Below are 20262 nucleotides of genomic sequence, written 5' to 3'. Positions count from 1 at the left end.
GAAGGCGGCCCGCGGGCCGCCTTCTCTTTTTGGCCTGTGAAAACCGGGTATGATCGCCATTAGGAGTCGTCGGGCTTCGACCGTGTGATTATATGGAGGCCAAACGAGCTGTCCCCATGCGCTTTCCGCCTGCTTTCCTGGACGAGATCCGCGACCGCGTGCCGATTTCTTCGGTGATCGGCCAGCGCGTCGCGTGGGACAGGAAGAAGACTAACGCGCCGCGCGGCGACTATTGGGCGTGCTGTCCCTTCCATGGCGAGAAGAGCCCGTCCTTCCACTGCGAGGACAAGAAGGGCCGCTACCATTGCTTCGGCTGCTCGGTTTCGGGCGACCATTTCAAGTTCCTGACCGAACTTGACGGGATGAGCTTTCCTGAAGCGGTCGAGAAGATCGCCGACATGGCCGGCGTGCCGATGCCGGTTCGCGACGCCGATGAGGAACGGCGCGAAAAGGAACGCGCCAGCCTGACCGATGTCATGGAGATGGCGACGGTGTTCTTCCAGGAACGGCTGCAGGGACCGGAAGGGGCAAAGGCCCGCGCCTACCTGCGCGACCGGGGGCTGACACCGGCGACACAGCAGTCTTTCCGCCTCGGCTATGCCCCCGACAGCCGCAACGCGCTGAAGGAGCATCTTGCCGCCAGGGGTGTCCCCAAGGCCGACATCGAGGCGTGCGGGCTGGTGCGCCATGGCGACGACGTCCCGGTTTCCTACGATTGGTTCCGCGACCGCATCATGTTCCCGATCCCGGATTCCAGGGGCAAGATCATCGCCTTCGGAGGGCGGGCACTGGCGCCGGATGCGCTGGCCAAATATATGAACTCGCCCGATACGGAGCTCTTCCACAAGGGCAACGTGCTCTACAATTTCGCCCGTGCGCGCCAAGTGCTGGGAAAGGGGGCGCTGGCCAAGGGCGGCACCGTCATTGCCGTCGAAGGCTACATGGATGTGATCGCGCTGGCGCAGGCCGGCTTCGAAAACGTGGTGGCGCCGCTCGGCACCGCGTTGACTGAAAACCAGCTCGAACTTCTATGGCGCATGGCTGGCGAGCCGGTGCTGTGCTTCGACGGCGACCAGGCCGGGTTGAAGGCAGCGTGGCGCGCCGCCGACATGGCGCTGCCGGCGGTCCAGGCAGGCCGCTCCGTGCGCTTCGCCCTGCTGCCGGAGGGCAAGGATCCCGACGATCTGGTCAAGGGTGACGGGCCGGATGCGTTCCGCGCCGTGCTTTCCGAGGCACGGCCGCTGGCCGACCTCTTGTGGATGCGCGAGACCGCCGGCGGCATCTTCGACACGCCGGAACGGCGGGCGGAGCTCGAAAGGACGCTACGCGAACTGACCAGCCGCATCCGCGACGAGAGCCTTCGTTACCACTACCAACAGGAAATGCGCGAGCGCGTACAGAGCTTCTTCGGGACCCAGCGCGGACGCCAGGGACGTCAGGACGGACGGCCAGGTGAGCGCTTCCCGGGCAGGGTCTCAGCACCCGGCGGACAGTTTGCACGTGGCGGCAATGCCGGTGGGCGCACCGCGATCACCGAAAGCCTCGGCCGCTCGGCGCTGGTCAAACGCGGCGGCGAGGGCATGTCGGTGCGCGAGGCGACGATCATTGCGGCCCTCGTCAACCATCCCGTGCTGATCGACGAGAATTTCGCCCACGTCGAGTTCCTCGATCTCGCCAATTCCGATCTGAAGCGGCTGCATGCGGCCATCCTCGACGCCATGGCGCACGATATGGCCAACAACCGCGAGGCTGTAATCGCGACGATCGAGCGGGCCGGCTGCGGTGAGATCTGGCAGCGCGCGGTGGCGCTGATCAAACGTGCGCGGCAATGGCCGGCGCTGGAAACGGCAGCACTCGACGATGCTCGCGACGCGTTCAGCCAAGCTCTCCACTTGCAGCGCAGCGCGCGCACCTTACATAAGGAGCTGAAGCAGGCGGAAGCAGCGCTCGCCAGCGATCCCACGGACGAAAATTACCGGCACCTGGTCGAAATCCAGGCGCAATTTCGTGATGTGCAGGCAACGGAAGCGCTAATCGAAGGGTTTGGCGTATCGTCGGGCAGAGCTGGGCGCGTTTAGATCGAAGCCTCCAGAAGACTGAAATGTAAGGACGTGCTTGCGCGTTGAATCAAGCGTGCGGTGCTCTAAGTCGGGTAATTGATTCGCTTTTTTCATGCGAATCATGCGAGAGGCGCTTGACCTTCCGGCAGAATGGCGGAATCAGGTCGATTCGAAACGTTAACCCGCCCCGGCATCGACGGGAATGCAGCGATGTAAGGTACTGATCACTGGACAGGCAGTCAGCTTGCCACAGATATCAGGGTTAATCTGGACTTAACGAGAGATGCAGTTACTGGCCCGGTAAAGCGCGTTCTGGAAGGAGCGCATCCAATTTGACCGGACCGGCAGCTTACGCGGCTTTGATACTCAGCCGCTTGGAGAAAATAAAGACTATGGCGACAAAAGAAAAGGAAGAAGTCGAGACTGAACGCGAGGCCGCGACCGATGGCCCTCTGCTCGACCTTTCCGACGATGCTGTCAAGAAGATGATCAAGGCCGCCAAGAAGCGCGGTTATGTCACCATGGACGAGCTGAATTCGGTGCTGCCCTCGGAGGAAGTGACCTCCGAGCAGATCGAGGACACGATGGCCATGCTTTCCGACATGGGCATCAACGTGGTCGAGGACGACGAACAGGGCGAGGAGCCCGAAGCCGCCGACACCGCCGCTGATGCCGAGGAAGACGCCAACGAGCTCGCCGAGCAGACCGGCACCGCCGTCGCCGCCACCACGACCAAGAAAGAGCCGACCGACCGCACCGACGATCCGGTCCGCATGTATCTGCGCGAGATGGGCTCGGTGGAGCTTCTGTCGCGCGAGGGCGAAATCGCGATCGCCAAGCGCATCGAGGCCGGCCGCGAGACGATGATCGCGGGCCTGTGCGAAAGCCCGCTGACTTTCCAGGCCATCATCATCTGGCGTGACGAGCTCAACGAATCGAAGATCCTGCTGCGCGAGATCATCGACCTTGAGGCGACCTATGCCGGGCCGGAGGCCAAGCAGGCGCCGGTTGTCGAGCGTATCGAGGAAGCCAAGACCGAGGAAAAGTCGCGCCGTTCGCGCGAGGACGAGGACGACATCACCAATGTCGGCGGCGACACGCGTGGCCTGGTGGACGACGACGAGGAAGACGATGACGAGGCGAGTCTGTCGCTGGCGGCGATGGAAGCGGAACTGCGCCCGCAGGTGATGGAGACGCTCGACGTCATTGCCGATACCTACAAGAAACTGCGCAAGCTGCAGGACCAGCAGGTCGAGAACCGGCTGGCCGCCGCCGGCACGCTGTCGCCCAGCCAGGACCGCCGGCTGAAGGAATTGAAGGACCAACTGATCAAGGCGGTGAAGTCGCTGTCCTTGAACACGGCGCGCATCGAGGCGCTGGTCGAGCAGCTCTACGACATCAACAAGCGCCTGGTGCAGAACGAAGGCAAGCTGTTGCGGCTGGCCGAAAGCTATGGCGTGCGCCGCGAGGAATTCCTCAAGGAATATCAGGGCTCGGAGCTCGATCCCAACTGGACGCGCTCGATTGGCAATTTGACTTCGCGCGGCTGGAAGGAATTCACCAAGAACGAGAAGGACGCCATCCGCGACCTGCGCGCCGAGATCCAGAACCTCGCCACCGAGACGGCGATTTCGATCCAGGAATTCCGCAAGATCGTCAACCAGGTGCAGAAGGGCGAGCGCGAAGCCGCGATCGCCAAGAAGGAAATGGTCGAGGCCAATCTGCGCCTCGTCATCTCCATCGCCAAGAAATACACCAATCGCGGCCTGCAGTTCCTCGACCTGATCCAGGAAGGCAATATCGGCCTGATGAAGGCGGTCGACAAATTCGAATACCGCCGCGGCTACAAGTTCTCGACCTACGCGACGTGGTGGATCCGGCAGGCGATCACCCGTTCGATCGCCGACCAGGCGCGCACCATCCGCATTCCGGTGCACATGATCGAAACGATCAACAAGATCGTGCGCACCTCGCGCCAGATGCTGCATGAGATCGGCCGTGAGCCGACGCCGGAAGAACTGGCGGAAAAGCTCGCCATGCCGCTGGAAAAAGTGCGCAAGGTGCTGAAGATCGCCAAGGAGCCGATCTCGCTCGAAACGCCCGTCGGCGACGAGGAGGATTCGCATCTTGGCGACTTCATCGAGGACAAGATGGCGATCCTGCCGATCGACGCAGCGATCCAGGCCAATTTGCGCGAGACGACGACGCGCGTATTGGCCTCGCTGACGCCGCGCGAAGAGCGCGTGCTCAGAATGCGCTTCGGTATCGGCATGAACACCGACCACACGCTTGAAGAGGTCGGCCAGCAATTCTCGGTCACCCGCGAGCGCATCCGCCAAATCGAAGCCAAGGCGCTGCGCAAGCTCAAGCACCCGAGCCGGTCGCGCAAGCTCAGAAGCTTCCTCGACAGCTGAGGCCAACAAGGGTTAGGGATTCAAAGGGCGCCGTCGGCGCCCTTTTTCGTTTGTGCATAGGCGATCGGCTATTCGACGCTATCGCTCTTGCGGCCTGCGGCTTGCGGGAGGATAATTTCGTATCGGATGCATTTCTGGGCGACAAACCCGGATGCCCGCCCCGGCGGTTGACGCCGTGCTCCGTGGCCCCGGAGGGAGGTGTGCCATGACAACTTACATCGTGCTGATCAACTGGACGGAACAAGGCGCCAAAAACGTGCGCGAGTCGCCGAAGCGGCTCGATGCCGCCAAGAAGATGCTGGGCGACATGGGCGGATCATTCAAGGCATTTTATCTCACCATGGGGGATTGCGACATGGTGGCGGTGCTCGAAGCGCCCGACGATGCCGTCTTGGCTCGTTTCTCGTTAATGCTGGCGACGGCTGGCAACGTCAGGACTCGGACGCTCAAGGCTTTCCCGGAGGATGCCTATCGCGAGATCATCACCTCGCTCGGCTGAGCCGCGGCGCCTGAAGCGCGTCGCGCTGAACGGCCTTTGCGACGCGCTTTAAGCTCTTCTTTTTATGCATGTCGTTATCGTAAAACCGCTGCGTACCCTTTGGGCGACCTGGATCAGCGAAACCGGCCATTCCGCCGGTACCGTGTCACGTTGCGGCGCAACGGCATTTCTCGGATAATCCGTGCGTGTCCTCTGGTGCCGTTTCGAAACATGGCCAAGCCTCTGCTGACTGTCTGGTACAATACGCGCTGTCCGGTCTGCGATGCCGGTATCAGCCGGCAGAAGCGGCGACTGGTCGAGGCGGTCAAGGCCGGGCGGATCGAATTTCGCGACATCAATGCCGAACCGGCGGCGCTGGCCGGATACGGCATCGGGCTGGAGGACATCCGGCGCCGGCTGTATGCGATCGACGCCGACGGCAAATTGCTGGCCGGCGCCGATGTTGCCATTGCTGTATGGCGGACGACGCCCGGCGAAGGCTGGCTCGCAACGCTGTTCGGCAATCCCGGCGCACTGCCGTTGACGCGCTATGGCTATGATCGCTTTGCCGACCTGCTCTATGCCTGGAACCGGCGCAAAGGCCGCTGGTAACGGGTATTATTCGCTCCGCACCGAAAGGTCCGGAGATTGTTTCCAGGCCTTTCGCCTGCCCTGCTATCGAGCCACGGGCTCGCAAAGCCAGCCAACGATGCGGCGCACCGCCGGCAGCACCAGCAGCAGCGTCGGAAAGGCCACCAGCCAGGACAGGCCCCAAGCCGTCAGCCAAGTGGCCAGCATGTCGGGCTGGAAGCCAAGGCTTTTCAGTGTCGAGATGAACGACACGATGAACGTCATCAGCAACGACAGCACCAGCGGGCCGAGCACGGCGGCATAGCGCGCAGGCTGCTTGCTGGGCGGGGTTTTCATGGTCATTTGGATTTCCCTGAAGCATCCGGTTCGTCGCCTTGCATCCATTCGCCGGTATTGTCGGCGTAACTGCCCGGAACGACCGGGGTGGATGCGTTGCTTCACGTCAGACGCTTACGGAGCGGCCTTCGGCCCTCATGCACCCTCTAGCTGCCCTCGCTGGCGAAATCAATCCTGCTGGTGCCATTTTCAGATACATCGTAAGATATATCTTGACCCGACCGTGGCGGGCACTTATTTGAGATATATCGTAAGACATAACTCAAGGAGCAGACAATGCACAAAGACAATCATTTCGGCCATCATCGTTTCGGCGAACGCGCCGAGCGCGTTTTCATGCATATGGCCGGCAAGTTCGGTGGGCGCGGCGGCTTCGGTCCGTTTGGGCATGGCATGAGAGGCGGCGGACGCGGCGGGCCGGGCGACATGTTCCGCGCCGGGCGCATGCTGGCCGACGGCGACCTCAAGCTGATCACGCTGTCGCTGCTGGCCGAGGCGCCGCGGCACGGCTACGACATCATCAAGGCGCTGGAGGAGCGCACCAGCGGCGTCTACAGCCCGAGCCCCGGCGTGGTCTATCCGACGCTGACCTTCCTGGAAGAGGCCGGCTACGCCGTTTCTGCGGCGGAAGGCAACAAGAAGGTGTTTTCGATCACCGAGGCGGGGCAGGCGCATCTCAACGAAAATCGCGAGATGATCGACCACGTGCTCGACCATCTCGAGCGCTTCGGCCGCAAGATGGCGAAGGCGCGCGACTGGTTCGGCTGGAACGATGAAGGCGAGGACGGCGGCCGGCGCGGCCGCGGCCGCTCGGAAAAGCGCGACGAGTTTCGCGCCGTGCGCCACCGGCTGCGCGCCGCGCTCGGCGAAATCGTCGATGCGCCTGAAGCAAAGCAGGCCGAGGCAATCAGCATATTGGAAGCTGCCGCGGAGGCGTTGGAAGCGTTGTCGCGCGACTGATCTCTGGCTGCCAAGCCAGCTGCGGCCCTTGCCCGCTCGGCCAAGGACCGGTACTGAAAATCATCCTGCGTCGCGCTATGTGGTGCAGGATGATTGCCGTTGGAGGATACCCCATGTCTTTTCTGAAGCGTCTTTTCGGCGGAGGCAACGAAGCCGCCGAGCCAAAGACAGCGGCGCCGGCAAAGCAGATCGAGCACAAGGGATTTTTGATCAGCGCCACGCCCTACAAGGCGGAGGGCCAGTACCAGACCTGCGGCGTGGTTTCGAAGGAGATCGACGGCGTGATGAAGGAGCACAAATTCATCCGCGCCGACCGCTTTGCCGGGCTTGATGACGCCGTCGACATCTCGATCAAAAAGGGCATCCAGCTGGTCGACGAGCAAGGCGAGAAGATCTTCGGATAGATCGGCTACTACAGCCTTGGGTCGATTGGCTCGCTTTCCAACGCCAGCACGGCGAAGACACACTCATGAACCCGGCGTAGCGGCTGCTTGGCGACAAATCGCGTTAGCGCTTCGTGGCCAAGCGCGAACTCTCTGAGCGCCAGGCTGCGCTTGCCGGCCAGGCCGCGTTCTCGGAGGCGGACGAGATTGTCGGGCGCGTCATATTCGGGACCATAGATGATGCGCAAATATTCCGGGCCGCGGACCTTCAGCGCCGGCTGGATGAGCCCCTTCTTGCCACGGCTGACGAAGTCGCGTGGTTTGACCACCATGCCTTCGCCGCCTGAGCCAGTCAGCGCTTCCCACCAGGCGACGGCCTCGGCACACGCGCCGCCGTCGGCCAGATCAACCATACGCCATCGAGTCGGCGTGACCACGCCGCCACGGGCAGCCAGACGGTCCGCGAGCGACATGTGCCAGACATGGTCCTGGTCAAACCAAATACGTCCCTCGCTGGCCAGCAGGTGGAAAGGCGCGGCCTTAAGGTCCTCGACGCCCGAAACTGGCCATACGTAGGGCGCCCAGGCGGTGGCGTATTTGGCTGCGCGGACGGCCCGGTCTTCAAGGCGTGCGTTCAGGCCGGCTGCATCGACGCCGCGCGCCATCGCACGGGCCAGCGCCTCGCTCTGGCTTTGAGACCGGCGGCAGAGGATGTGGCCACAGGCGCATACTGGCTTTCGATCAGACTGCCGGCCTTGGCCGACCAAGGCATTATCTCGGAGTCCAGCAGCAGCCAGTCGCTGTTCAATTCCTTCCACAGATCCGCCGCGTCGACCTCGGTGCGAAGACGGGCGAGCAGGTCCTCCGTCATGGCACTGTCATTGAAAAAGGAGCGTCCGGTGCGGGTCCAGATTGCGCCGGTTTCGTCGCCAGGGACCCCGAAGCGGCTGCGTGCCGCCTGCGCGTTCCGGCAGAGCGCGATCACTGCCCGCGAACCCATGTGCTTCTCCTCGCACACGATCTGCGCAACGCCGCGCTCGCGGAAGTAAGCGAAGGCATCCTCCGGACGTTCCAGCCAGCCGTCCTGGCTGCTGGTCTCGGACGGCGACATGGTCGGCGGCAGATAGATCAGCCATTGCGGCGAGAGCGCGAAGCGGCTCATCACCTCCAGTGCTGCCGACGCGTTCTCCTCAGCCACGACAATCCGGCCCCTCAGTTCGGTCTCGATCCAACGGCGACCAGAGACATCCTGATAATCGAGCACGCCGTCGGCGTCGGCCTGTGCCGATTTACCGGGACCGGACCCGCCCAGCGGACGTATCGGCTCCGACCAGGTCTGGATTGCCGGCACCTCGACCAGTTCGCGTTCCGGCCAGCGCAAGGCCGTCAGCTTGCCGCCGAATACGCATCCGGTGTCGATGCACAGGGTGTTGTTGACCCATTCAGCCGATAGCGTGGGCGTATGTCCATAGATAATGGCCGTCTTGCCACGATAGGCCGCGGCCCAGTCGGCGCGGACGGGCAGCCCGAACTCGTCGGTCTCGCCTGTGGTCTCGCCGTACAGAGCGAACTCGCGCACAGCGCCGGAACCGCGTCCGATCATCTCCTCCTTGAGGCCGGCATGGGCGACGGCGAGGCCTCCGCCATCGAGCCAGACATGGCTGCGCAGGCCGTCGAGAAAGGCCGGCAGCGCCTCGCCTAGGCCTCGGTCCTGTGCAGTTAGCTGATCGAGAGTCTGCTGGAGGCCGTGGGCGACCGTGACCTTGCGGCCTTCTAGCCATCGGCCGAGTTTGCGTTCATGGTTGCCCTGGACACAGTAGGCGGTTCCAGCCGCGACCATGCTCATGGCAATGCGCAGTACGTCGGGCGAGTTGGGGCCGCGATCGACGAGGTCGCCGACAAAGACGATCTTGCGGCCCTCTGGTGGAACCACGGTGACCGTTCGATCGCCCTGATGTTCAGACCAGGCGATGCTGTAGCCCAATCGAGCGAGCAGGATATGAAGCTCATCCGAACAGCCGTGGATGTCGCCAATGATATCGAACGGGCCATGGTCGTCGCGCTTATCGGTCCACAGCGGCTGTTGCGACACCTCGGCCGCGTCGATGCTGGCCTCGCTGGTAAGCTTCCAGACTTGGCGGAAGCCCTCACGTTGGAGACCGCCAAGACCCTTGCGGATCTCGGTTGTCATGCGCTGGGCGACCCCGGCGCCGAACTGCCGGTCGGCTCGCACCGCATTGCGTGCGACGCACACCTCGACGCCTGGATCGAGGACCACGGCGACGGGCAAAGCGTGCCACTTGCGCGCCAGCTCAATCCAGGCCTTGCGGTCGGCGGCTCGCACATTGGTGGCGTCGATGACGGCCAGCCTGCGGTGTTTAAGCCGTTTGCCGGCTATTTCGCGAACCAGATCGAAGGCATCCGCAGAGACGTCCTGGTCGGTCTCGTCGTCGGAGATCAGCGCCCGGCACTGGTCCGACGAGATAATCTCGGTCGTCAGGAAATGCTTGGCGGCGAAAGTCGACTTGCCCGATCCGGTCGAGCCGATCAGCACGACGAGGGCGAAGTCAGGAATGGTGAGGTTGGTCTTATCGGGTTCTCTCATCGGGTGAACACCGCCATCTGTGTGGGGGCGCCGAGGGTCGGGTCCTCGGCTCCGATACCGCTGAAGGTGGCTGCATAGCCATAGATCTCGCCGATTTTGGCCGCCCAGGCTTGGAACTGAGCCCGGCTCCATTCGAAACGGTGATCGGGATGGCGAAATGCGCCAGAGACCAGTCTTGGAAACAGAGCGTTGTAGTCCGCATTCGGAGTGGTCACGATGACGGATTTGGGCGCCGTCTCACCGAAAACGATGCGTTCGACCAGGGGCAGCCTGTCCTCGTCGAGATGCTCGATGACCTCGACCAGAACGGCGATGTCGGCTGCGGCCCAACGGCTGTCCCGGTAGGTCAGCGATCCATGCAGCAGCGTGACCCGGCCCTCGGGCGGCCCGCCTAATTCGTTCAGCTTGAGACGCTTTGCGGCCCATTCCAGTTCGCGCGCCGCCGGATCCAGACCGAACAGCTTGTGGATCCATCGCTCGCGCACCAGCCTGTCGAGCAGCTTGCCTTCACCGCATCCCAGATCCGCAACCGTGGTTCCTCCCGTCGCCCGAATGGCGTGGACAACTGCGTCCATGCGCAGATCGTTGAGCCGGATCGGCGTCTCCAGCGCTTCCTCGGGCGTGGCGCGCAACTCGGCAGGTCGTGCCTCGCCAGCCGTCTCGGGAGCCAGCCGCTCCAGGGCGATGCGGGTCAAGGCCCTGCGATTGCCCAGATAGCGGCGCACGATCAGGTCTTTGGCCGGATGGTTTTCCAGCCAGCCTTCGCCTTTGGACAGCAGCTTGTCGATCTCTGCTTCGCCGACCCAATAATGCTTGGCATCGTCCATCACCGGGATCAGCACATAGAGGTGGTTCAACAAGGCGCTGAGCCGGCCCGTGCCGGTCAGCTTCAGATGGCCGTATCGGGGCTCGCCTGCAACACCCCCGATTCCTTCGATTGGCGTCAGATCGACTGTCCAGCCCAAGGGTTCGAACAAACTTCGAACCAGAACCTCACCGCCGCGCATTGGCAGTGGCGTGACCACGGCTTCCAGCGGCAGTTCGCTGTCGGCTAGTTCCTGGCGCTCCTTCGATATACCGGTCATCGCCGTCCGCAGCATTTTGTTCAGCGCCACCGACAGGAAGGATGATGCAGCGTAAGGCCGGTCGTTCACAAATTGGTCTAGCAAGCCTTCTGACTGGCCCTTGCCTCGCACCAGTCCCACCGGGTCGACGTCGAGCAGGAGTGCAGCCTGGCAACGCTCTTCGGTTGCCTCGGGATAGAACAGCCACGCCTTGCCGAAAGACAGGTCGGTCTCGTGCAGACGATCCGGATGCTTGTGCAGCAAGAAACCGAGATCGGTGGCCGGACGGTGCGTTGTGGCAACAGACAGGAACATCCGCGACCGATAGCGCAGACAAGCGGAATAACCAATGGCGGTTGTGTGGCCCACCACAGGCTGTCGCTAACGAAAAACAAGGGCAGGCGCCGGGCGCCTGCCCTTGTACAATTCAGACGATGCTGACGCTTTACGCCGCGGTGGCGACGCGCTCGGCATTGCCGGTCGCGGCCACAATCGCGTCGACCTTGGTCGAGGCCTTGGCCAGCGCTGCTGCCACCGCATCGGCGCCCATGCCGACTCCTTCGATGCGGATGACCTCGACATCGGTCATGCCGAGGAAGCCAAGCACGCTGCGCAGGTAGGGAACGGCGTGATCGAACTGCACGGCCGCACCTTCGGAATAGATGCCGCCCGAAGCCAGCACGATATAGACCTTCTTGCCGGTGACGAGGCCCTTGGGACCGTTCTCGCCATAGGCAAAGCTCTTGCCGGAACGGGCAATGTGATCGACCCAGGACTTCAGCGTCGAGGAGATGTTGAAGTTGATGAAGCCGGTGGCGAGAATCACCGAATCGGCGGCGAACAGTTCATCCAGCACGACATCGGAGACGCCAACGACTTCAGCCTGGCGCGAGGTGCGCGCTTCGGCCGGCGTGTAGATGCCGGTCGCATAATCGGCATCGATGTGCGGCAACGGATTGGCGACGAGGTCGCGCACGACAAGGATGTTCGACGGATCGGCGGCAACAAGCTTTTCAGCGAATTCAGTAGCAATTCGGGTCGAATGCGAGGCAGCGCCGCGCGGGCTCGATGTGACAAGAAGGATGGACATAATGGGGTCTCCAGGGTTGGATTAAAATCTCCCGGCAGATATGTGTGCGCAGACCCATTTGAAAAACTGGTATATTTTGTATATTATCCATCTAAAATGCGGATTGAACGATGCAACCGAACCCGACGCTTGACCAACTGCAGATCCTGGTTGCTGTGGCCGAGACCGGCAGCTTCTCGGCCGCCGGGCGCAAATTGAATCGCGCGCAATCGGTGATCAGCTACGCCATCGCCAACCTCGAAGCGCAGCTCGGGCTGAAGCTGTTCGAGCGCGAGGGCACGCGTGAACCGCAACTGACCGATGTCGGCAAGGCGACGCTGGAAGATGCGCGGCGCATGGTCGGCGTGCTGCAACGCATCCGCTCGCGTGTCGACGGATACCGGCAGGGATTGGAGGCGGAAGTGACGCTGTCGGTCGACGTGACGCTACCGTCGCCGGTGCTGGTTCGGGTGCTAAAGGCATTCGAGGCGCAGTTCCCGGCCGTGACGCTGCGTCTGCATATCGGCTCGCTTGGCCTTATCCTCGATCATGTTGTCGGCGGACAGGCCGATCTCGGCATCGGGGGGCTTCTGGGTGAGACGGACGTGAATCTGCTTCGCATCGGCTTCTTCTCCCTGGTGCCAGCCGCAGCGCCTGATCACCCGCTGGCGCTGCTGCCGAGACCAGTGGCGCTAGAGGATGTCCGCGAACACATCCAACTGGTCGTCTCGGACCAGTCCGAGCGTACGCGCGGGCGTGACTATGGCGTCTTCGCCTACCGCACCTGGCGGCTGACGGATGTGCGCACCAAGCACGTGCTGATGCGCGAGGGGCTGGGCTGGGGCGGGCTGCCGCGGTGGCTGATCGCCGATGATCTGGCGAACGGCCGGCTCGTCGAACTCGATCTCGAGCCTTACAGCGAAGTCCGCTCGCCGCTCTATGCCATGCACCGCGCCGATCGCAGCCCAAAACCGGCGGCCGCCTGGCTGATCGACCAGTTCAAGCGCCAGCTAGGCTGTTTCAACGAGTTCGAACCGGGTGAGGTGCCTGAGGAGGAGCCGGAGACAGGCCGTCGATCAGCGCCATGAGAACGGCGCGATAGTCCTCGATCGATGCTCCAGTTTCGATGGCGAGCGCTGCGCGGTCGAAGGCGGCTGCGAGCAAAGCGGTCAGTGCTTCCACAGGCAGTCTCGTCATGGAGTGCGAGCGCATCGCGGTAAGAAGGCCTTCGCGCAGCGAACGGTTGCCATGGCGATTGTCGATCGCATCCATGGCGGCGCGGCCGAGCACGGCCGGGCCGTCAAGCAGCAAGAGCCGCGTGCGGCCGGGGGCACGCATGGCAGCCAGATAGGCATCCGAGCCGGCAATCAGCGCATCGCGGGCAAATAGCGAAGGCGGCGACGCGCGTTCGATCTCTTCCGAGACGGCTTGCGCCTCCTGTTCGACCACTGCGGCAAACAACGCCTGCTTGTCGGCAAAGTGATGATAGAGCGCGCCGCGCGTGACGCCGGCAGCGGCGACGATCTCGGGTGTGCCGGTCTCGGCATAGGACTTTTCGGTGAACAGTTTGCGAGCCGCGGCGATGAGCTCGGCGCGTGTCGCCTCGGTGCGATCACGGTTGGAGCGACGAGCGGATCCTTGTTGCATACATGCAGCCTGTATGTTAATTCCATTTACATGCAGACTGTATGTTATCCGAAGGGAGAAGGAAAGATGAGGATGACGAGCTATTATCCGGTGCTGATGACGAGCGACGTTGCCGGCACGGCAGCCTTTTATGTTGCGCATTTCGGCTTCAAGCCGCTGTTTGAGGCCGACTGGTACGTGCATCTGCGCTCGGCCGAAGACCGTCGCGTCAACCTCGGCATCGTCCAGGGCGATCATGAGACGATCCCGGAGGAAGGGCGGGGCCGCACATCTGGCCTGCTGATCAATTTCGAGGTCAGGGATCCGGATGTCATCTATGAGCGGATCACCGCCGCTGGCCTGCCGATCCTGCGAACGCTACGCGACGAACCCTTCGGCCAGCGCCATTTCATCACCAGGGATCCCAATGGCGTGCTGATCGACGTGATCAGGCCGATCCCGCCGAGCCCAGAATTTATGGCGCGCAATATGCGCAGGGTGCTGCGGCGCGCTAACTCGCCCGCGCCAACGGCATCACGGTGACCTGAGTAATGCCGGAGCGGCGCACCACCGTGCACAGTGTCTCGCGGCCGATTCGCTCGGCGTCGAGCATGCGCACCAGATCGTCGACGCCGGTGACCGGACGGCCGTCGATGGCGGCAATAATGTCGCCTTCCCTGAGGCCGGCTTTGGCCGCCGGGCTGTTCTTTTCGACGGTGCGCAGGCGCACCGCCGTGCTGCTCGACACTTGCGACAAAAGGGCTGCGCGGCGCGGCAGGTTGGTGGTGTCGGCGGAAACGCCGATGAAGGCACGGCGCACACGGCCGAAGCGGATGATTTCCGAGATGACGAAATTGGCGGTGTTGGAGGCAACCGCGAAGGCGATGCCTTGCGCACCGTGGATCATCGCGGTGTTAACGCCGATCACCTCGCCAGCCGAGGACACCAGCGGTCCGCCGGAATTGCCGGGGTTGAGCGCGGCGTCGGTCTGGATGACGTCGTCGATCAGCCGGCCGGTGGAGGCACGCATCGAGCGGCCGAGTGCCGAGACGACGCCAGTGGTGACGGTCCATTCGAAGCCGAGCGGGTTGCCGATGGCAATGGCGATCTGGCCGCGCCTCAGACGCTTGGAATCGCCAAGCGGCGCAACGTCGGCAAAGTTGCCGTCGGCGCGCACCAGCGCAATGTCGGTGTCGGGATCGCGGCCGAGCACGCGGCCTTCCCTGGAGGCGCCGTCCGGCATTGACACGCGCACGCTGCGCGCATCGCCGACGACGTGGAAGTTGGTGACGACCAGCCCGTCCTGCGCGATGACGAAGCCGGAGCCATGGCCACCCGGGCCACCGATGCGCTCGATGCGGCAGACGGCGGGCCCGATGCGGTCGACGGCATCGGCGACCGTCGCCGAATAGGCATCGAGAAGGGCATCGTCATATTGCAATTGCTGGGCGGGCAGGGCCATCCGAGGGCTCCGTTTGGAACAAGATGAACAATGCCTATATGTGCGGAGCGGCCGGACCGGCCGCGACCTGACCAGATGGCCAGTCAAATGCCCAACTAGCCGTCAGGCGAGTATCCGCCATCGCCCTGCCGGGCGATATCTGGGTCATGAAGAACCCAGGAGATAAATCATGAGCGATTTCAATCTGAGCACGTTTTCCGACGCCATTGCCGACATCGCGGCAGCCGCGGCACCAGCGACGGCCAGCTTCGCGACCCACCACCGGACGTCAACTGCTTTCCACTGGCGGGACGGCTATTTCGTCACTGCCGAGGAGGCGGTCGAGGCCGGCGAGGAGATCGAGCTGACGTTTTCTTCGGGCGAAGCCGTCAAGGCGGAACTGGTCGGCCGCGACCCGTCCACCGGCACGGCCGTTTTGAAACCGGCCGGCGCGCCGGGCGCCCCGTCACTGGTAAAGGCGGATGCGGTGCGGCCGGGCAACCTGGCGGTCGTGGCGGGCAATAGCGACGGCACCTCGCTCGCTACCTTCGGCACGGTCGGCGAGGTCGGCCCGGCCTGGCGTTCAATGCGCGGCGGCACGATCGACCGGCGCATCAACCTTGCCGTCAATGCCGGCGGCCGTTTCGAGGGTGGCCCTGTGCTCGACGCCAAGGGTGGACTGATCGGCATGCTGCTGTTCGGGCCACGCCGGCGGGCGCTGGTCATGCCTTACGAAACGATCGAGCGGGCAGTCACGACGCTGCGCGAGAAGGGTCATGTGGCGCGCGGCTATCTTGGCGCCGGCCTGCATCCGGTCCGCAATGGTGATACCCAGGGCGCCATGGTGATGAGCCTCGACGATAACGGGCCGGCGAAATCAGCCGGTCTCAGTCTCGGCGACATCATCGTGTCGTGGAACGCAGAGACGGTGCATGGCCCGCGCGAGCTGATCCGCAAGCTCGGGCCGGACAGCGCCGGTGCCTTGGTGACACTCGGCGTGGTGCGCGGCGGCGAGAACCGTGAGGTTTCCCTGACCATCGGTGAAAAGCCACTGAGCTGAGGGATAGATGGTAAGCGGTGAGGTCGCTGGCAGACGGCTGACGGTGCTGATCGCGCTCGGTGACGTCGAGCGCGCGCGAAGTCTGTCCGCCGTTCTCGCCGCGACCGATGATCTGCGGCCGGTTCTGGCCGGCGAAGTCGACGGGCGTGAGGCGGCGGATGTCGCCATCGTCGATGATCATGGGCTACAAGGCGGGCTCGTCGACGCGGCTATGCCTCGCGTGCTGCTATCGTCGCGAGCGGCCCGCGAACGGCCGGCCGATACAGTGTTTGCCGTGCTGCCGGTGCAAGCGGACGAGTTGCTGATCGCCGCCGCCGCGCGGCTCGCGGCTGCGGGCTACCGGATTTCGCGCGACAGCCATGCTCTATCCGATCGGCATCACGATTTGATCTTCCATGACAGCGACCGGTTCGAAGAGGAACTGACCGACGAGCAGATCGTCCGGCCGACGCTTTCGCCGCGCGAGAGCGAAGTGCTGGCGCTGCTGGCCGAGGGCGCCCCCAACAAGGTCATCGCGCGGCGGCTGAACATCTCCGTGCATACGGCGAAGTTCCATGTCGCAGCGATCCTGACGAAGCTCGGTGCCGCCAACCGCACCGATGCGATTGCCATCGCCATGCGGCAGGGCCTGGTGCTGGTCTAGCTCAGATTGTCTCAAGGCCGACGCAGCGTAACCCGCATCCGGTGTGTTGGGCCTTGCGCGGCGGTTCTCAGCCGCGCAAGGATCGTGTCTTTCATGTTGAAGGAAGGCGCAAGGATGTCGCTCAAGGGAAAGACGCTTTTCATCTCCGGCGGGTCGCGCGGCATCGGGCTGGCGATTGCGCTGCGCGCCGCGCGCGATGGCGCCAATGTGACGATCGCGGCCAAGACCGCCGAGCCGCATCCGAAGCTGCCCGGGACGATCTACACGGCGGCGCACGAGATCGAGCAGGCCGGCGGCAAGGCGCTGCCGGTGCTGTGCGACATTCGGGATGAAGAACAGGTCGCCGAAGCGGTCGCCAAGACCGTGGAGAGGTTCGGCGGCATCGATATCTGCGTCAACAACGCCAGTGCCATCCAACTCACCGGCACGCTGGAGACTGATATGAAGCGCTACGATCTGATGCACCAGATCAACACGCGCGGCACTTTTCTCGTCTCCAAAATGTGCATTCCGCACTTGAGGTTGGCGGAAAATCCTCACATCTTGAATCTGGCGCCGCCGCTTGACATGAGGGCCCAGTGGTTCAAGAACCATGTCGCCTACACGATGGCAAAGTTCGGCATGTCGATGTGCACGCTGGGCATGAGCGCCGAGTTCGCCAGGGACGGCATTGCGGTCAATTCGCTATGGCCGATCTCGACCATCGACACGGCGGCGGTGCGTAACCTCCTGGGCGGGGCGACGGTGGCGGCGATGAGCCGTTCGCCCGACATCATGGCCGATGCGGCATACGCCATCCTGGTCAGGCCGTCGCGTAAGGCGACCGGCAATTTCTACATTGACGAAGAAGTGCTGCGCGCTGAGGGCGTCAGCGATTTCTCGGCCTATGCGCCGGGTGCGACAGGCCCGCTCGCCGGCGACTTTTTTGTGCCGGACGAGGTGTTCGGCCGGACGGATACCAAAATCAAAGGTATCTACTGACGGAAAGTATCTCGCTACAGAAGTATCTCTCAAAAGACCGGCACAGACGCGTGCTCACTCCTCGGCTTTCTTGGCTTTGCCAAGACCCATCAGCCGGTCGATATAGGCAAGCATCAGTGCCGACAGAACGAAGGCCAGATGAATGATGGTCAGCCACATCAGCTGGTCGGTCGTGTAGGAGACCGAGTTCAGGAACACCTGCAAGAGGTGGATCGAGGAGATCGCTACGATTGTCGAGGCGACCTTGACCTTCAGCGAGCCGACATCGATCGTGCCCAGCCAATGCACCTTGCCGTCATTTTCATCGAAGCGGCTGACGAAGTTTTCGTAACCCGAGATGATCACCATCACCACCAGTGAGGCGACCAGCGCGGCATCGATGAGGCCGAGTATTTTCAGGATGGTGTCGGTGTCATCGAGCGTGAAGGCGACGGAGACGAACTCGAACAGCTTCTTGCCGAAGGACACGGCATAGATGGCAAGTGCCGCACCCAGTCCGAGATAGAAGGCGACCAGCAGCCAGCGCGAGGCGAGAATGATCGATTCGATGGCGAGTTCGAGGCGCTTCATGCGGCGATTCGGGCTCCGTTGTCGGAGTGCCGTATTTCGGGCAGGCTGCGGCGGTTTGCAAGGTTGCAAAAAAACGAAACCCCGCCGGGGAGGGGAACCGGCGGGGCTCGTGTGTCCCGCTGGAGTCGGGACAGGGCAGGGAACGCCCTTTCCAGAATCTGGGATGGGTAACCGCGCGTTTCAAGATTGATGACCGCGCGATTCAATGGTTGATCAAATCGCGCGGTTCACATTGCGGTTTATTGGGCGCTGGCCACCGGCGCTACCAGGGGGGTAATCCGGCGGATGGCGACGCGGCGGTTCTCGCGGTTGGGTCCCGACGTGTTGACCTTGAGATACTCCTCGCCATAGCCCTGCGTCGTCAGGTTCTCCGGCGGGATGCCAAAGGCGTTGGTCAAGGCTTCGGCGACCGCCTCGGCGCGGCGGTCGGACAGAGCAAGGTTCGCTTCCGGTGTGCCGACAGCGTCGGTATGGCCCTCGATCAGGAAGCTCTCGGCCGGGTTTTTCTTCAGCAGCTTGTCCATGGCGTTGGCAACACCCTCCAGCTTCTGGACCTCGGTGTCGGAAATCGAGGCCGAACCGAATTCGAAGTTGAGCGTGTCGAGGTCGATGCGGCGGGCGATGTCGCGCACGCGGGCCGAGCGCTTGACCTCGTCGATCGAATAGAGGCGCTGGACCCTCTCGACCGGCGGCCGTTCGAGGAAGGTGTAGTAGTCGTCCGGATCCTCGACCTCTTCGGAATCCAGAATGTATTCCTCTTGCGGGATGGTAAGGCGCATCGGCGGCAGGTCGTCGCCCGGGTCGCGCCAGTCTGCATCATCGTCATAGTTCCGCTCGTCGACATAGCTCAGCACATATTCGCGGCCGTCGGGCGCGATGCGTGAACGCTGGATGACGTCGCCGTAGCGGTTGCGGATGGTGACGATCCGGACACCATTGTCACGCTCGACGATTTCCCGGGTGCGATCGCCCGACAGGTCCTCATAATAGACATTCCTGGCGCCGCGGTGCATGCGCGGTGCATCGCTGCTTTCGACGAACGTCTGGTTGTTGAACTGGAGGATAACGCGGTCGCCGAATTCCCTGACGACGTTGGCACCCTGGGGGCGCGGACGACGACGAACATCCTCGATGTCCGGCGCACGCTCGACGCGCTTGCCTTTTTCCTCGGTCACCGGAACGATCTTTTCAGGCTTGATCTCCCGCTGGGCTGCCCGGTCGTCGGTGGGTGGCGGCCCCTGATCGACCGGAGCCGGCTTCGGGGCTTCCACCTGGTTCTCGCCCTGCTGGACGGGCTGGTTGCCCTGCTGCTTACCGGCATTTTGGCCGCGCTCCTTGCCACCCTTGCGCTTGCGCAAGACATCCTTCTGGCTGTCCAGAACAGGTGCCTCGTTCGGATTGGCCTGGGCTTCACCCTGGACCGGATTTTCACCCTGGACAGGCGCGGCCTGGCCAGTCGAAGGCTGTTCGCCGGTCGAGGGCTGTTGCTCTCCTGTCACCGGCTGTTCGCCGACAGGCCTCTTGCCACGTTTCTTGATCTTGTCCTGGGGCTGTTCGCCCTGGACGGGAGCGGCCTGCTGCTCGGTCGGAGCCGGTTGGGCCTGTGGGGTCGCTTCCTTATTGGTCGGCGCCGGCTGGCCTTCCGCCTCCGTGGCGGGTCCGGTCAATTCAGCAGGCTTCTTGCGCTTGCCCGGCTTTTGTCCGGGCTCGACAGTCGGAGCCTGTTCTGCCGGGGCAGCCTCGATCTGCTGGTTCTGTTTTTGCTTCTTCTTGCGCGGATTGACGTTGGGCTGGTTGTCGTTTGCCGGCGCTGCCTGCTCGGCCGGTTGTTCCGATGGGGCCGCTTCGATCTGCTGCCGATTGCGCCGCTTCTTGCGGGGTTGCTCGGTCTCGGCCGGAGCGATCTGCTCGGCCGGAGCGGATTCTGTTTGCTGCTGCTGATTGCGCCGCTTCTTGCGGGGTTGCTCGGACTCGGCTGGAG

17 protein-coding genes and 2 pseudogenes are annotated in these 20262 nt (G+C 63.2%); 11 read left to right on the top strand and 8 right to left on the bottom strand.

Going from position 1 to position 20262, the window contains the following annotated elements:
• Positions 1-116 precede the first annotated feature (116 nt).
• The 4 genes from dnaG (at position 117) to NKJ28_RS30480 (ending at position 5564) form a co-directional block, all read left to right on the top strand.
• Positions 117-2078: a DNA primase gene (dnaG, locus tag NKJ28_RS30495; protein ID WP_352638249.1), complete on the top strand. Its 1962-nt coding sequence runs from the start codon at positions 117-119 to the stop codon at positions 2076-2078.
• 374 nt (positions 2079-2452) lie between these two features.
• A complete protein-coding gene (gene rpoD, locus NKJ28_RS30490) occupies positions 2453-4474 on the top strand; it encodes an RNA polymerase sigma factor RpoD (RefSeq protein WP_023678297.1) in 2022 nt (673 codons plus the stop codon).
• Positions 4475-4679: 205 nt separating this feature from the next.
• Positions 4680-4973: a GYD domain-containing protein gene (locus tag NKJ28_RS30485; RefSeq protein WP_023678296.1), complete on the top strand. Its 294-nt coding sequence runs from the start codon at positions 4680-4682 to the stop codon at positions 4971-4973.
• 210 nt (positions 4974-5183) lie between these two features.
• Positions 5184-5564 carry a thiol-disulfide oxidoreductase DCC family protein gene (locus NKJ28_RS30480; RefSeq protein WP_352638248.1) on the top strand — a complete coding sequence of 127 codons (381 nt, stop codon included), beginning with the start codon at positions 5184-5186 and terminating at the stop codon, positions 5562-5564.
• A gap of 63 nt (positions 5565-5627) precedes the next feature.
• On the opposite strand, the gene NKJ28_RS30475 is transcribed toward NKJ28_RS30480, so the two are convergent.
• Positions 5628-5879 (bottom strand): DUF2798 domain-containing protein, encoded by a 252-nt coding sequence (locus NKJ28_RS30475; protein ID WP_502902239.1) that lies wholly within the window; start codon positions 5877-5879, stop codon positions 5628-5630.
• A 276-nt stretch (positions 5880-6155) separates the two neighbouring features.
• On the opposite strand from NKJ28_RS30475, the gene NKJ28_RS30470 reads away from it, so the two are divergent.
• Together NKJ28_RS30470 and NKJ28_RS30465 are read left to right on the top strand one after the other, a co-directional pair.
• Complete coding sequence (locus tag NKJ28_RS30470; protein WP_352638245.1) at positions 6156-6839, top strand: PadR family transcriptional regulator; 684 nt, start codon at positions 6156-6158, stop codon at positions 6837-6839.
• Between the two features lie 113 nt (positions 6840-6952).
• The gene (locus NKJ28_RS30465; RefSeq protein ID WP_023678291.1) at positions 6953-7243 is read left to right on the top strand and encodes an HlyU family transcriptional regulator; all 291 of its coding nucleotides are present in this window, start codon (positions 6953-6955) and stop codon (positions 7241-7243) included.
• A gap of 8 nt (positions 7244-7251) precedes the next feature.
• On the opposite strand, the pseudogene NKJ28_RS30460 reads toward NKJ28_RS30465, so the two are convergent.
• The 3 genes and pseudogenes from NKJ28_RS30460 to NKJ28_RS30450 form a co-directional block, all read right to left on the bottom strand.
• Positions 7252-9827, bottom strand: a pseudogene (locus NKJ28_RS30460) (polynucleotide kinase-phosphatase).
• Positions 9824-11260, bottom strand: a complete 1437-nt coding sequence (locus NKJ28_RS30455; protein WP_352638244.1) for a 3' terminal RNA ribose 2'-O-methyltransferase Hen1 — start codon at positions 11258-11260, stop codon at positions 9824-9826. Before NKJ28_RS30455 ends, NKJ28_RS30460 begins: the two are co-directional and overlap by 4 nt.
• Positions 11261-11336: 76 nt before the next feature.
• On the bottom strand, positions 11337-11981 hold the full coding sequence (locus NKJ28_RS30450; RefSeq protein WP_352638243.1) for an FMN-dependent NADH-azoreductase: 645 nt from the start codon (positions 11979-11981) through the stop codon (positions 11337-11339).
• Between the two features lie 110 nt (positions 11982-12091).
• Here NKJ28_RS30450 and NKJ28_RS30445 point away from each other — a divergent pair, with 110 nt between their 5' ends.
• Positions 12092-13048, top strand: coding sequence for a LysR family transcriptional regulator (locus NKJ28_RS30445; protein ID WP_352638241.1), 957 nt, complete (start codon positions 12092-12094; stop codon positions 13046-13048).
• Here the strand turns inward: NKJ28_RS30445 and NKJ28_RS30440 are convergent.
• Positions 12981-13607 (bottom strand): TetR/AcrR family transcriptional regulator, encoded by a 627-nt coding sequence (locus tag NKJ28_RS30440; protein WP_352638240.1) that lies wholly within the window; start codon positions 13605-13607, stop codon positions 12981-12983. The two genes, NKJ28_RS30445 and NKJ28_RS30440, sit on opposite strands and share 68 nt — an antisense overlap.
• Positions 13608-13673: 66 nt before the next feature.
• Here NKJ28_RS30440 and NKJ28_RS30435 point away from each other — a divergent pair.
• A pseudogene (locus NKJ28_RS30435) lies at positions 13674-14101 on the top strand (VOC family protein).
• Here the strand turns inward: NKJ28_RS30435 and NKJ28_RS30430 are convergent.
• The gene (locus NKJ28_RS30430) at positions 14098-15048 is read right to left on the bottom strand and encodes a S1C family serine protease (protein WP_023678284.1); all 951 of its coding nucleotides are present in this window, start codon (positions 15046-15048) and stop codon (positions 14098-14100) included. The pseudogene NKJ28_RS30435 and the gene NKJ28_RS30430 overlap by 4 nt on opposite strands.
• 169 nt (positions 15049-15217) lie before the next feature.
• Here NKJ28_RS30430 and NKJ28_RS30425 point away from each other — a divergent pair, with 169 nt between their 5' ends.
• From NKJ28_RS30425 to NKJ28_RS30415, 3 genes are all read left to right on the top strand, one after another.
• On the top strand, positions 15218-16087 hold the full coding sequence (locus tag NKJ28_RS30425; RefSeq protein WP_023678283.1) for a S1C family serine protease: 870 nt from the start codon (positions 15218-15220) through the stop codon (positions 16085-16087).
• Between the two features lie 7 nt (positions 16088-16094).
• A complete protein-coding gene (locus NKJ28_RS30420) occupies positions 16095-16730 on the top strand; it encodes a helix-turn-helix transcriptional regulator (protein WP_352570981.1) in 636 nt (211 codons plus the stop codon).
• Between the two features lie 114 nt (positions 16731-16844).
• Positions 16845-17711 (top strand): SDR family oxidoreductase, encoded by an 867-nt coding sequence (locus tag NKJ28_RS30415; RefSeq protein WP_352638260.1) that lies wholly within the window; start codon positions 16845-16847, stop codon positions 17709-17711.
• Between the two features lie 54 nt (positions 17712-17765).
• Here NKJ28_RS30415 and NKJ28_RS30410 read toward each other — a convergent pair whose 3' ends face one another.
• Together NKJ28_RS30410 and NKJ28_RS30405 are read right to left on the bottom strand one after the other, a co-directional pair.
• A complete protein-coding gene (locus tag NKJ28_RS30410; protein WP_023678280.1) occupies positions 17766-18281 on the bottom strand; it encodes a TIGR00645 family protein in 516 nt (171 codons plus the stop codon).
• A gap of 239 nt (positions 18282-18520) precedes the next feature.
• Positions 18521-20262 (bottom strand): OmpA family protein (locus NKJ28_RS30405; RefSeq protein WP_352638237.1); only part of this gene is annotated, 1742 nt, incomplete at its 5' end.

The organism is Mesorhizobium sp. M0145, assembly GCF_040322355.1.
Lineage (GTDB): Bacteria > Pseudomonadota > Alphaproteobacteria > Rhizobiales > Rhizobiaceae > Mesorhizobium.
This window is presented reverse-complemented; position numbering and strand designations above follow the sequence as displayed.